The following is a 13,599-nucleotide window of genomic DNA, read 5'->3' on the forward strand; positions in this document are numbered from 1 at the left end:
GTTAAGAAGAAATGACGGCTGCCGCGTCACCGCTGTTTCGGCAAGCTCTATAGCTATATGAGGTAGGGGTTTGTCCGACTGATTGAACCAGTCGGACAAACCCCTACCTCATTGTTTATGCGAATACGTCGAGCACGCCCGGGTCTCCCCCGGCATCGGCGATGTGCTGATGTCGCTTTTTCGCTTCGGTCACCACGAACTCGCGGTATTTTTCTGCGATTTCCGGGTCTAGGCCCGCTTCGATGGCGATGCGGTGAAGACGTTCGATCTGATAATCTTCGCGTTTCATGTCTTCGGGAGCGAATCCGGCATTGGCTTTCAGTACGCCCACCTGCGAAGTGGTTTTGAACCGCTCGGCAAGCAATGAAATCACAGCGGAGTCAATGTTGTCGATGGATTGACGAAGCGCTTTGATGCGCGCCACCGCCTGTGCGGTTTCCGGATGGGCCGCCGCCTGGGCGGAATCAATGGTGGTCCTCTGCCAGTCACTGCTCGTTTCGCTCATAGATTCGAGAATACTCCTCCACCACGGTTTTTCGCGAGCCTTTGTGTTCTTTTGCGACCCCGCACGATGCTCTTGTACGTCCAAATAAGCCAGCTATCACGTTACAAGGGCTGATTTCCGGTCTTCCAGCCGATGCGGGGCAATCATCGCACAGTCGGCCGGTGAAAAACATCCTCTCCCTATCCACAATGGAATGCCCACAGTGGAGCCCAGCCCCCCCAATACGACAAAAAGGGCTGCATTCCACATGACATAGAATACAGCCCTAGGCGCACGTTACGGCGTCAGTTGCCGTTGGTGGCATTGCCAGTATTGGCCTGCTGCACAATGGCTGCGAGGAAATCGCGATTGGTGGCGGTCTTCTTGAGACGCGGCACCAGCGTCTGATAGGCCTGTTCGGGCTCCATGCCGCCGAGCAGACGACGCAGACGGTAAATAATCGGCAACTCCTGCGGATTGGTGATGAGCTCCTCGCGTCGAGTACCGGACGCATTGATGTCGATGGCTGGGAAGAGACGCTTGTCCGCCAACTCGCGAGACAGACGCAATTCCATATTGCCAGTGCCCTTGAACTCCTCGAAAATCACCTCGTCCATCTTGGAGCCGGTTTCCACCAGCGCGGAGGAGATAATCGTCAGCGAGCCACCGTTTTCGATGTTGCGGGCGGCACCGAAGAACTTCTTCGGCGGGTACAGTGCCTGAGCATCCACACCACCGGAGAGAATACGACCGGAGGCCGGAGCCGCAATGTTGTAGGCGCGGGCCAGTCGGGTCATGGAGTCAAGCAACACCACTACATCCTGTCCCAGTTCCACCAAACGCTTGGCACGTTCGATGGCCAGCTCAGCAACCGTGGTGTGGTCGGAGGCCGGACGGTCGAAGGTGGAGGAGATAACCTCGCCCTGCACCGTGCGCTCCATGTCGGTGACTTCTTCAGGACGCTCGTCCACGAGCACCACCATCAGATGCACTTCAGGATTATTGGTAGCGATGGCATTGGCGATGTTCTGCAGGGTAATCGTCTTGCCGGCCTTCGGCGGGGAGACGATCAGACCACGCTGGCCTTTGCCGATCGGGGCCACAATATCCATGATGCGACCGGTGAGCTTGTTCGGCACGGTCTCCTGCTTCAAACGCTCCTGCGGGTAGAGCGGAGTGAGCTTGGAGAACTGCGGACGGTTCAACGATTCTTCAACGCTCTGGCCGTTGATGGAATCGATGGATTGCAGCGGCACGAACTTCTGACGCTGATTGCGGCGATCACCTTCACGCGGAGCGCGAATGGAACCGTGCACCGCATCGCCCTTACGCAAGCCATACTTCTTGACCTGTCCCATGGAAACATACACGTCGTTCGGTCCGGGCAAATAACCGGAGGTACGCACGAAAGCGTAGGAATCAAGCACGTCGATAATGCCCGCCACGGGGACCAGATCCTCGGCCGGCTCTTCACGGCGGGCGTCACGATCCGCGCGTTCCGCGCGCGCTTCATGATCGTCACGACGACGATCGTCCTCGCCGTTGGCGTCACGGCCACGCACACGACGGCCACGACGATCCGCGCGATCGGAACGGTCGTTGTGAGTATCGCGATCGGCACGGTCACCACGGTTGCGGTTGCGACGCACAAATTCACGTTCTTCGCCGTTGTCCTCACCTTCGGCCGGTTCCACGTGCTTCTGCGTAGGCAAGGTGGCCAGAATATCATCAAGATCACGCACATTGTCGTCACGATCCTCATCACGACGACGCTCCTGATCACCCTCGTCATTGCGAACACGACGGATAATCGGCTCGACAGGCTCCTCACGACGCGTACGACGAGAGGCACGATCGCCGCCATCGCCTTCTCCCAAATCAAGCGAGGCAAGCAGATCATCTGCAATATCGTCCTGCTTGCGGGACTTGCGGCGCGGGGCCTCACCATCGGCGTTTTTACGACGTGCGGTACGACGAGAATCTGCAGCTTCCGACTTGCGACGAGTCCGACGACGAAGAGCTTCCGATTCGGCACCATCTGCGGATTCAGAGACGGTTTCCACCGCGGCGGCAACGAGATCAGCGGCATCCTGAGCGCGGGCATCGACATCGTCGGAGGCGGCAACGGAAGCATCCGCAGCGGACTCAGCGGGAACAATCGGAGCATCCGAGATGTCTGCAGACGCGGCGATAGGCTCGGACTCGGTCGACGAAGTGGCGATCTGGGCAGCGGTCTCGGCATCCTTGCTGGTTTTGGTGCCCTTAGGCGCACGTACGGTCACACCAGCCGGCGCCTGACCGCCACTGCGCGCGGCCTGAAGAGTGGCGATGAGTTCGGGCTTGCGCATGGTCGACGTGCCGCGCAATCCCATCTGCTTGGCGAGCTCCTTGAGCTCAGGCAGTTTCATACTCTCAAGATCTTGGCTATTTGCCACTGGTATGCCCTTTCCGTACCGCGCAAGCCCACGGCCGCCACGGCGTTAAGAGTGATATTTGCGGGTTCACCCGCCAACGAATGTTCGTCTGCGTCTCTGGTGCCTGAACGAACGTTGAACACTTTACAACGTCAACCAGACCAACGCAAAACGACTGCGGAACGTCCCTATCAAACGCAGATCAACGGTCATATATCGCATAATCCAATCAGATTGCAGCGTACAGACTCAACAGATACGGATGTGCCGGAAGAAGCACACAACAGAAAAGCCCTCTCAGGCGGGATTGCGCTTGAGAGGGCTTTGTCACGTCACAACAATCGTCGGACTGTTGTGTCACGCTCCATTATTTACTTTTGCTCATGGTAGGACTTTTCAGTGTTGACAGACCACACGTTCTTCTTGGAGGTCTTGCCGGTCTTGATGTTGTCCACGGCTTCCATGGCGGTGGCCATGGAGTGATCCATGTTGTTGTAACGGTGCTGACCGTTACGGCCCACGCAGTACAGGTTGCCGAAACCATCGAGGTATTCGATGAGCTCGTCCATGTGCTCGTAGGTGTCGAAGTAGGCGGGGTAGGCCTTCTTGACGCGCTCACGATGAGAATCGAGCACATCGTCCGGACCGCTGATCACACGCATGCGGGTGAGCTCGGAAATGGCGAATTTGGTGGCGTCCTCGTCGCTCATGTTCCAGAAGGAGTCACCTTCCTCGCAGAAGTACTCCAGGCCGACCCACACGGTGTCGTCCACATCCTTGACCAGATACGGGCTCCAGTTGTTGAAGATCTGCAGACGGCCGACCTTGTAGCCCGGATCCTGCACGTAGATCCAGCAATCCGGCACGATCGGCGGGTTGCCGAGAGTGGGGATGTCGGTGGTGTTCTTGAGCTTCAGATGCTTGACCAGAAGGCCCACGGTCACGAAGTCGCGGTACGGCAGACCGTTGGCCACGGCGGTCATATCGGTCGGGGCCGGCTTGGAGTCGGTGGCCTCAGGATCGGAACCGGCGGCGTCGATCGCATTGACCAGATCCTTCACCGGCATCGAAGAAATGAACTGATCGCCGGCGAGCTCGGTACGGTTGCCCTCGGAATCCTCGTACACCACGGAAGAGACAGCACCGTTGGTCTGACGAAGCTCCACCACCTTGGCGTCGGTCAACACCTTAACGCCCGCGGCCTCGCAGTTGGACTCCACAGTTTCCCACAGCTGGCCGGGGCCATACTTCGGGTACCAGAATTCCTCGATGAGGGAGGTCTCCACCTCGGCGTTGGAGCGCTTCTTCGGCAGCAGCTTCTGGAAGGCGTTCTTCAACACCCCCATGATGGACAGGCCCTTGACGCGCTGAGCGCCCCAATCAGCGGAGATCTGGGAGGGGTGACGGCCCCACAGCTTCTCGGTGTAGCCCTCGAAGAACATCGAGTACAACTTGCGGCCGAAACGATTGATGTAGAAGTTCTCCAGATTGTCTTCCGGCAGCTTGTGGAACATGGACTTCAGGTAGCTGAAGCCGGCCACCAGCGTGAGCTTGAAGCCCATGGCCTTGAACGTGTTGGGGCTCAGCGAAATCGGATAATCGAAGAAACGACGGTTCCAGTAGATACGGGACACACGGTGGCGCTTGAGCATCACCTTGTCTTCCACTTCAGGATCCGGGCCGCCCGGTTCCATGTCGTGTTCGCGGCCAAGCTTCTTGTCATCGTAGGAAGGAGCGCCCTGCAGCGGCAGCACGTTCTTCCACCACTCCATGATGCGATCGTCCTTGGAGAAGAAACGGTGACCGCCGATATCCATGCGGTTGCCGTTATGTTTGACGGTGCGAGAAATGCCACCGAATGCGCGGGTCTCCTCCAACACGGTCACGTCATACTTTTCGGAGCCACCGTCCTTGACGAGCTCCCATGCGGCGGTCAGACCGGCGGGACCACCGCCGATAATCACCACGGATTGCTTTTCGCTCACTTGCATCTCCTTATAACCAAATCAGCGATAGCTTACCTTAAGCCTTGGAAACGCACGCTCTGATTGTGCATTTCGTCACGATTTCTCTTCGGCAATCGCCTGTGCTCCAGAGTGCTTAATGGATTGCCTAATGGATATCGTCCGGGATGTCGATATCGGTTTTCTGGACTTCCTCTACATTCACGTCCTTGAACGTTACGATACGCACGGATTTGACGAAACGGCTGGAACGGTACACATCCCACACCCATGCGTCAGTCAGCTGCACATCGAAATACACATCCTGTCCGGCGGAACGTACATTGAAATCCACTTTGTTCGCCAGATAGAAGCGACGTTCAGTCTCCACCACATAGGTGAACAGCTTGATAACGTCGCGGTATTCCCGGTACAGAGCAAGTTCGGCGTCGGTTTCGTAATTGTCAAGATCCTCGGCGCTCATGCCTGATTATTCACCTTCCGTTTCACGCTTACGGCCGCGGCCCAGCGTACGCCACCATGCTTCCTTTGACGGCTTGCGCTCGCCCTGCCCGTACGGCCAGTTGCTTTCCTCTTCCAGACTGCGGCGAGTGGCACTGTGTTTGCCATCTTGACGCTCGTCACCATTGCGCTTGTCCTTGGCCTTGGCCGCATCCTCATGGGTTTCAGACTCGCCCGCCATACCTGGTTGAGTATATTCCACCTGATCGGTGCCGGACTCATCCGATGCGACCGCCCGTTCCTGATTCACCTGAATGGCGATGGAGTGCTCACGCGCGGACAACGCCTCTTTGACGCCGGGATTGTCTTCGATCAAATGCATGCCGAACGCGTCAAGAGATCGAATCGGATCGTATTCGTCCACCAAGGTGTCCATGACGATCAAATCCTGATACTTGTCGTTTTCCGCATCCCACAACGCATCGCGCGAGGTGCCGGACGGCACGAAGCCGAGCGACTGGTACACGGAAATGGAACGGCTGTTCTTCTCCGGCACACCAACCCAAATACGGTGCATGCCAAGGCCAGCCGGCTCAGGAGCGAAACCATAGGTCATCACACGCGGCATGGCGTCGCGCGAATAGCCACGGCCACGATAATCCCGACCCAACACGATCTGGATACGGGCGGAGCGGGACCAACCGTCGATATCGATCAGGAAAATCATGCCAATGACGTTGTCGGTTTTCGAGGCATCCACTTTACCGTCGTCGTCGTGATCGGCGTCGGTGAGTACCGCCCATGCGATCGTGCGACGAGATTCCGGGTCTCCCACACCGGATTCCGCCGGTGCCTGACCGGCTTCCCATGCCTGAGAGCGACGGACCCATGTATGCACCACCGCGCGTTCGGTGGCCGGGTCTTTGCCGGTGATTTTGGAGGCACCATAGAAGGCGTCAAGTTCATCCAAACGAGGCAGATCGTCAACGGTTGCCGGGCGCAGATGCACCATTTCACCGGCAATCGGCGGAATAACGATGCTACGCGGCAGATCGCGCGCCGCTTGCGCTTTCATTGCCATACTCAGCGTCTCGTTGGTGTCAGTCATTGCTAGTTGTCCCCTGTTTCGGCTCACGATTCAGTGCCGAACATATATTACTCGACTGGGTGAACGCTGAAAGACGACTGTGGACGCTGTATACAACACAACAGGCCGTAACCGCGCGGACCATTGGTAATGTCGCGCGGTTACGGCCTGTTGTTTGTGCGGGTGTATTGCCCGATCAGTTCTTGATCTTGCCCATGACGACCTTGGTCACGGCCTTGGCATCAGCCTGACCACGAGTGGCCTTCATCACAGCGCCGATGATCACACCCATCGGCTTCATGTTGCCGCTCTTGAGCTTCTCGACCACGTCGGGGTTGGCTTCGAACGCCGCGTCCACGGCAGCCTCGATAGCGCCGTTGTCCTCGACGATCTTGTAGCCGTGCTTGGCGACTACCTCGTCCGGGGTGCCTTCGCCCTTCAGCACACCGGCGACGGTCTGCTTGGCGAGCTTGTCGTTGAGCTTGCCGTCAGCGATGAGCTTCTCCACCTCGGCCACATCCGCCGGGGTGACCGGCAGCTCTTCCAGCGAAACGCCTTTGGCGTTGGCTTCGCGGCTCAGCTCGCCCAGCCACCACTTGCGGGCACCGGCGGCGGAAGCACCGGCCTTGACGGTTTCCTCGATGAGATCGAGGGCGTCGGCGTTGAGGATGTCACGCATCTGCAGGTCGGTCAGGCCCCACTCGCTCTTGAGACGGTTGCGACGCTCGCGCGGCATCTCCGGCATCTGGGCCTGAATCTCGGCGATGTGCTCCTTGGTGATGTGCAGCATCACCAGATCAGGATCCGGGAAGTAACGGTAATCGTCTGCATCGGACTTCACGCGGCCGCCGGCGGTGGTCTGCGTGGCCTCATCCCAGTGGCGAGTCTCCTGCAGGATGTCCTTGCCTTCGTCGAGACGCGCAGCCTGACGACGAATCTCGTACTGGATAGTCTTCTCGATGCCGCGGAAGGAATTCACGTTCTTGGTTTCGGAACGAGTGCCATACGGAGCATCGGCGGACGGACGCAGGGAGACGTTCACATCGGCACGCATGTTGCCCTGCTCCATACGAGCGTGGGAGATGCCCAGCGCACGAACGATGTCGCGGATGGCGCGCATGTAGGCACCCGCGATTTCCGGAGCACGGTCGCCAGCGCCTTCGATCGGCTTGGTCACGATCTCGATCAGCGGCACACCGGCACGGTTGTAATCCACGAGGGAGTGATCGGCACCTTCGATACGGCCATCGGCACCACCGACGTGCGTGTTCTTGCCGGCGTCGTCCTCGATGTGGGCACGCTCGATCGGCACACGGAACACCGTGCCGTCTTCCAACTCAACGTCCAGGTAGCCGTTGCCGTTGGTGGGCTTGTCGTACTGGGAGATCTGATAGTCACGCGGCATATCCGGGTAGAAGTAGTTCTTACGGGCGAACTGGCTCCATTCGGCGATCTCACAGTGCAGGGCGAGACCCAGCTTGATGGCGTAGTCGACGGCAGTCTTGTTGACCACCGGCAGGCTGCCCGGCAGACCCAGGGAAACCGGGGTCAGCTGGGTGTTCGGCTCGCCGCCGAACTCGATATGAGCCGGGCAGAACAGCTTGGTGTTCGTGCTCAACTCAACGTGGGTTTCCAAGCCGAAGACCACATCGTACTTCTTGGTGGCATCGGCGTACTTCATCAGTTTTTCAGCCATGATGTTGTTTTTCTTTCCTTCCGATGCTTTACTCAGCAAGGCCGTCGAGCCACGGGGTCTTCAGGTTGTTCCAGATCGGACCGCCCCAGCTCTCCTCAAGAGCAGCCTCAAGGGCAGCTGCCGGCTTGTACATGACCTCGTCACGCTGCTGCGGGGCGATGAACTGGAAGCCTACGGGCAGACCGTCGTCGGACAGACCGGCCGGAATGGACATGGCCGGCACACCGGCGAGGTTGGCCGGGATGGTGGCGATATCGTTCATGTACATGGCCAGCGGATCGTCCATCTTCTCGCCGAACTTGAAAGCGGTGGACGGGGAGGTCGGGGAAACCAGCACATCGGCCTGCTCGAAGGCCTTCTTGAAGTCCTGGATGATCAGGGTGCGAACCTTCTGAGCCGAGCCGTACCAGGCATCGTAGTAGCCGGCGGACAGCGCGTAGGTGCCAAGGATGATACGACGCTTGACCTCGTCGCCGAAGCCGGCCTCTCGGGTGTAGGCCATCATGTTGGCGGCGGTCTGCGGCACACCGGCCGGCGGCATGACCCTGAGGCCGTAGCGCATGCCATCATAGCGAGCCAGGTTGGAGCTCACCTCGGACGGCATGATGATGTAGTAGGCGCCCAGAGAGTAACCGATGTGAGGCACGGAAACCTCGACGACCTCGGCACCCATCTCCTTGAGCTTATCGACTGCCTCGTTGAAGCGGGCCTCGACGCCGGGCTGGAAGCCGTCGCCGCCGAGCTCCTTGATAAGGCCGACCTTCAGACCCTTGAGGTCGCGCTTGGCACCCTCGCGGGCAGCGGCGACCATCGGGCGCGGGCCTTCCGGAATGGAAGTCGAATCGCGGCGATCGTGGCCACCGATGACTTCCTGCAGCAGGGCGGAGTCAAGCACAGTACGGGAGACCGGACCGATCTGGTCGAGCGAGGAGGCCATGGCGATGGCACCGAAACGGGAGACGCCGCCGTAGGTGGGCTTGACACCGACGGTGCCGGTCAGAGCGCCTGGCTGACGAATGGAGCCACCGGTATCGGTGCCGAGGGCCAGCGGAGCCTCGAACGCGGCGACTGCGGAAGCGGAACCACCACCGGAACCACCGGGCACGCGCTCGGTATCCCACGGGTTGTGGGTGGTCTGGTAGGCAGAGTGCTCGGTGGAGGAGCCCTGTGCGAACTCATCCAGATTGGTCTTGCCGAGCAACGGCATGCCAGCGGCCTTGAGCTTCTCGATGACGGTGGCGTCATACGGCGGCACCCAGCCTTCGAGGATCTTGGAGGCTGCGGTGGTCTCGATGCCCTTGGTGACGATCATGTCCTTGATGGCGATCGGCACGCCAGCCAGCTCAGGCAAAGCGGCCTTGTCTTCGGCGGACTTCTTGTCGAAGGCGTCGGCCTGTTCCAGAGCCACATCGCCGGAGACCTTGAGGAAGGCCTTGATGGACGGCTCTGCGGCTTCGATCACCTTGAGGTGAGCTTCAACCAGCTCACGGGAGGTGACGTCGCCCTTCTTGATGGCGGCGGCCTGCTCGGCAGCGGACAGCTTGACGAGAGTTGCGGTTTCGTTGCTCATCGGGTTCACTCCTCGCTTCCCAGGATTCGCGGTGCCACGAACATACCGGCCTCGGTCTTCGGACCACCGGCGAGCGCCTCCTCCTGCGTGAGCGGGGTTTCGGCAACGTCCGGACGCATGTAAGCCTCAAGCGGAACCGGGTTTGCAGTGGGTTCAACGTCGTCGGAGGCAACTTCCTGAACCTTGTTGATGGAGTCTGCGATGACGTTCAGTTCGCCCTGCAGACGGGTGATTTCCTCATCGGTGAGCGCGATTCGGGCAAGATCGCCCAAATGCACGATTTCTTCGCGTGAAAATGTTGGCATGCGCCTTACTATACGAGCGGTTTGTGACACGCGGTTATCGGAATGGCTCGTTTCGACGCCTATTGGAACCCCTCAGCGCGGCAAAAGTCCGACTTGGCCGAGGACTCTTTCCCTTTGACGCTTGTCCGCGCGGCAAAACCTCGAATCGGCCGACGATCCGCTCCGCGAAAAGTGTCCAAGCGGCAGGAATTCTCGGGGTGGCCGATGATTCGACCCACTGGCAATTTCTCAGTGAAGCGCATTCTCGACTTTGTCTATGAAGCGCCCCGTTTATCGCGGTTATCGGAGCATATCATCGAGCCGCCCAAGAAAATGCCTCGCTAAGCGCCCGCGCACAGGGTGAAATCTCGACTGCGCCGAGAACTCGCCCCGCTTATCACCGATTACCAGGACGCATCCTCGGTCTGGTCGAACATCTGAGCGACTTATCGCTCCTCCGACTTTCGAGTTATCCACATTTCTCAATGACAGCGACGAACTCGGCATTCGCGCAATCGCTCACAATCCGGCGCAATCGCCCATACACCCGGCCAGGTGCCGAAGCTCGAACCACATTGCCTCGAATAACTGGACTCCACAGCCGCTGCTGACATACCGTCGAATCATGAAACATCACAAAGAAGTGGACACCATTGTTGCGCAAGCCAAGGCCGAGCACCGCTGCGTATACGGCACCACCAAGGCGCATCGTTCAGCGCTGGCGCGACGCGCACAGGCGCTTGAGCTCAGACGCATATCCCCCAACATGTATGTCGTACCGGAATACTGGAGTTCCTTACGGCCCGATGAACGTACCCGGCATATGGCCCGCACCGCACATCTCAAACATCCAAACTGGGTATTCGCAGGAATCACGGCAGCAGCCATTCACGGTCTCGAACATCAGTGGCGTCTTCATGACGGTTCCATCACTATCATCACGGCATCGCAAGGACCGCGCTCCAGCAGTTCACAGGTGAAACGCATATTCGCACCGAACTGCATACCGGAATATGTCAACGGGCTTCCAGTCACCAGCAAAGCCCGAACAGTCGTGGATTGCGGCCTTTCCACGGAATTCCGTTTCGCGCTGCCTATTATCAATTCAGCACTGCGCAAAGGAGTCACCGTTGCAGACATCTTCGATATCTGCGGCACCATGCATCGTGATTGCACGCCGATATTCCGTTTGTTGCATTATGCTAACCCGGAATGCGAAAACGGCGGCGAATCATTGGCCTTAGCAACAATCATCGAAGGCGGATTGATGATTCCCGAGCTACAACAGGAAATCATCGATCCGCAAACCGGATCTCTATATCGAGTGGATTATCTTTGGAGACTGCCTACAGGCCGTATCGTTGTAGGCGAATTTGACGGTTATGAAAAATATGTGAATCCGGACATGAATAATCGAAGCGGTATTCGCGGCGCGGTCCATGCGGAAAAAGAACGGGAAACCGGATTGTATCGCGCCAAAGTCGATGCCATAGTTCGATTTACCTATGAGGATGCGATGGCGCGACATCCATTGATCAGCAAGTTGCGCGCAGCAGGCATACCAAACGCCAGATCAATAATGGTTCCTGCAACGAGTGCGGGCTAGCAGACAGGCACTGCATCACCACGCATCGCCACGCACGCGGCAGAGCACCCATTATTTGATTATTTGATATCAGCTTTTGCAGTGACGGTCAGTCCGCCAATCCACGCCACGGCGACCCACGCACACAGGATGAGACCGGACTGCCACCATTCGGGAATCCAATAATTCTGCTGCGAGGTGACGGACGAGACCGCATCGCTTCTGATGCTGGCACCAAGGAAGTTGTTCATAGACATATCCGGCGTGAGATACGCCAACGTGCCAAGCCATGACACCTGGCTGACCGCCATGGAGACAATGGCCAGTATGGAAGAGAGCACCATAAGCAGCACGACCACTATGCTCACCCCTCCCACCGTGGAGCGTGTCAAGGCACCCAAGCCCACCGCCAACAGAGCGATAAGCATGATGATCAGCGGAAATCCCGCCACGGTGATGGGGATGATGCGCCACTGGTCCCCTTTCAACGCGGCGACATCATGTCCGTGGACGAACAGCCACAGTACGCCGGAGGCCAGCAGGACGCCCACCATGCCTGATGCGAGTGCATACAGCGCCACGGCGAGCGATTTGCTGGTATAGAACATGATGCGCCGGGGATTGGCGGTCAGGCTGGATTGAATAGCGGATGTAGTGTATTCGCTGGTGATGGCCATAACGCCGAAAATGCCGATCACCAGTGCTGCGGTGCTGCCCGATGAAGCCAGCACCGCCCATAGGTCAACTGCGGCAAGAGGCTTGGGATGATCAAGCGTTTTGCCAGTGGTGATGTCGACGGTGGCCATGAACGTTATGGTCCAAGCACTCAGTGCAGCCATGCCCACCATGAGCGCGGCGGCTAGGCCGAGCAATATCCAAGTGGACTTCAACGACCTGAGTTTGAGCAGCTCGGCCTTGAGCGAACCGAGGAAAGATAATCGGATGCGGCGGTTCCAACGGTTGGCGCGACGGCCGGCAGATCGGTTTACGGCAGCGCTCGCGGCTTCGGCGTTCGTGGTTGTTACGCTCATTTCGTCACCTCCGCGGCTGGCTTGGCCTGATATTCGACTTGGTTATGCGTCAAAGCCATGTATGCCTCCTCCAGCGAGGCGCGTTCCTCGACAAGTTCATATGTAATGAGTCCAGCTCGGGCGAATACATGGGCCGCAGCAACCAGATCGGCACCGGTGATGCGGAATACCTCGCCGATGGGCGGATCTGCAGGCGTCCGCTGATCTGACACGACTTGAACTTGTGACGCGTTAGCGAAAATCGCATGGAGCTTGTCTGGCTCGGGAGTCACTACGCGGATGGAGCGTGTGGAATGTTCGGCTACGAACTTGCCCACCGTAGTGGTTTCCAAAATACGTCCTTGGCCAATGATCACCAGATTGTCTGCTGTGAGCGCCACTTCGCTCATCAGATGCGAGCTCAGCAATACGGCACGTCCTTGTGCAGCGTAATAACGGCATAGTTCACGTACCCATTTGACGCCTTCGGGATCAAGTCCGTTGATCGGCTCGTCCAATACCAGATTGTGTGGGTCGCCGAGCAGCGCGGCGGCGATGGACAGACGCTGGCTCATACCGAGAGAAAAGCGTCCTGCCTTGGTGCGCGCCGCGCTTGTCAAACCGGTCATATCGATGACCTCGTCCACTCGGCGTTGGGGAATGCCATTGGTATAGGCCAACGCAAGCAGGTGGTCTCGCGCGGAACGGGACCGGTGTGCCGACTTGGCGTCCAGTACCGCACCGACAGCGCGCATCGGTGCACGGAGCTTAACGAATGGTGTGCCATCGATCAGCGCACGCCCGTCATCCGGAGCGATCAAACCGAGCATTGCCCGCATAGTGGTGGATTTACCGGCACCATTAGGTCCTAGAAAACCTGTAACTTTGCCATCTTCGGCCGTAAACGCCACATTGCTCAATGCTTGTTTGGATTTGAAGCGTTTGCTGAGCCCCTCAACCTCAATCATGCTTTAACTGTAGGCGACGATGCGCCGCTCCGCCAGCAATCATGGCACGCTGTCAACGTATGGCTACTGAATACATATGACTCGTGATGCTTGCCG

Annotated in this window: 11 protein-coding genes; 1 reads left to right on the forward strand and 10 read right to left on the reverse strand. The window is 58.4% G+C overall.

Features of this window, described 5'->3' with window-relative positions; genetic code table 11:
* Nucleotides 1-115 precede the first annotated feature (115 nt).
* From CUU80_RS06200 to gatC, 8 genes are all read right to left on the reverse strand, one after another.
* The gene (locus tag CUU80_RS06200) at nucleotides 116-505 is read right to left on the reverse strand and encodes a chorismate mutase (RefSeq protein ID WP_100496486.1); all 390 of its coding nucleotides are present in this window, start codon (nucleotides 503-505) and stop codon (nucleotides 116-118) included.
* Nucleotides 506-789: 284 nt separating this feature from the next.
* Nucleotides 790-2,919 carry a transcription termination factor Rho gene (rho, locus tag CUU80_RS06205; RefSeq protein WP_100496487.1) on the reverse strand — a complete coding sequence of 710 codons (2,130 nt, stop codon included), beginning with the start codon at nucleotides 2,917-2,919 and terminating at the stop codon, nucleotides 790-792.
* A 350-nt stretch (nucleotides 2,920-3,269) separates the two neighbouring features.
* Complete coding sequence (locus tag CUU80_RS06210; protein WP_100496598.1) at nucleotides 3,270-4,883, reverse strand: NAD(P)/FAD-dependent oxidoreductase; 1,614 nt, start codon at nucleotides 4,881-4,883, stop codon at nucleotides 3,270-3,272.
* Between the two features lie 127 nt (nucleotides 4,884-5,010).
* Nucleotides 5,011-5,325, reverse strand: coding sequence for a DUF2469 domain-containing protein (locus CUU80_RS06215; RefSeq protein WP_003828150.1), 315 nt, complete (start codon nucleotides 5,323-5,325; stop codon nucleotides 5,011-5,013).
* A 6-nt stretch (nucleotides 5,326-5,331) separates the two neighbouring features.
* Nucleotides 5,332-6,411 carry a GNAT family N-acetyltransferase gene (locus CUU80_RS06220; RefSeq protein WP_165775863.1) on the reverse strand — a complete coding sequence of 360 codons (1,080 nt, stop codon included), beginning with the start codon at nucleotides 6,409-6,411 and terminating at the stop codon, nucleotides 5,332-5,334.
* A gap of 175 nt (nucleotides 6,412-6,586) precedes the next feature.
* Nucleotides 6,587-8,086 (reverse strand): Asp-tRNA(Asn)/Glu-tRNA(Gln) amidotransferase subunit GatB, encoded by a 1,500-nt coding sequence (gene gatB, locus CUU80_RS06225; protein WP_100496489.1) that lies wholly within the window; start codon nucleotides 8,084-8,086, stop codon nucleotides 6,587-6,589.
* A gap of 28 nt (nucleotides 8,087-8,114) precedes the next feature.
* Complete coding sequence (gene gatA / locus CUU80_RS06230; RefSeq protein ID WP_100496490.1) at nucleotides 8,115-9,656, reverse strand: Asp-tRNA(Asn)/Glu-tRNA(Gln) amidotransferase subunit GatA; 1,542 nt, start codon at nucleotides 9,654-9,656, stop codon at nucleotides 8,115-8,117.
* Between the two features lie 5 nt (nucleotides 9,657-9,661).
* Nucleotides 9,662-9,961, reverse strand: coding sequence for an Asp-tRNA(Asn)/Glu-tRNA(Gln) amidotransferase subunit GatC (gatC, locus tag CUU80_RS06235; protein WP_033890649.1), 300 nt, complete (start codon nucleotides 9,959-9,961; stop codon nucleotides 9,662-9,664).
* A gap of 604 nt (nucleotides 9,962-10,565) precedes the next feature.
* Here gatC and CUU80_RS06240 point away from each other — a divergent pair.
* Nucleotides 10,566-11,546, forward strand: coding sequence for a hypothetical protein (locus CUU80_RS06240; protein WP_100496491.1), 981 nt, complete (start codon nucleotides 10,566-10,568; stop codon nucleotides 11,544-11,546).
* Between the two features lie 59 nt (nucleotides 11,547-11,605).
* On the opposite strand, the gene CUU80_RS06245 is transcribed toward CUU80_RS06240, so the two are convergent.
* Both CUU80_RS06245 and CUU80_RS06250 read right to left on the reverse strand, forming a co-directional pair.
* Nucleotides 11,606-12,556, reverse strand: a complete 951-nt coding sequence (locus CUU80_RS06245; RefSeq protein WP_100496492.1) for a permease of ABC transporter system — start codon at nucleotides 12,554-12,556, stop codon at nucleotides 11,606-11,608.
* Nucleotides 12,553-13,503 carry an ATP-binding cassette domain-containing protein gene (locus CUU80_RS06250; RefSeq protein ID WP_100496493.1) on the reverse strand — a complete coding sequence of 317 codons (951 nt, stop codon included), beginning with the start codon at nucleotides 13,501-13,503 and terminating at the stop codon, nucleotides 12,553-12,555. The genes CUU80_RS06245 and CUU80_RS06250 overlap by 4 nt, the downstream gene beginning before the upstream one ends.
* Between the last annotated feature and the right edge of the window lie 96 nt (nucleotides 13,504-13,599).

This window comes from Bifidobacterium scaligerum, from assembly GCF_002802865.1.
In the GTDB taxonomy this organism is placed as follows: Bacteria; Actinomycetota; Actinomycetes; order Actinomycetales; family Bifidobacteriaceae; genus Bifidobacterium; species Bifidobacterium scaligerum.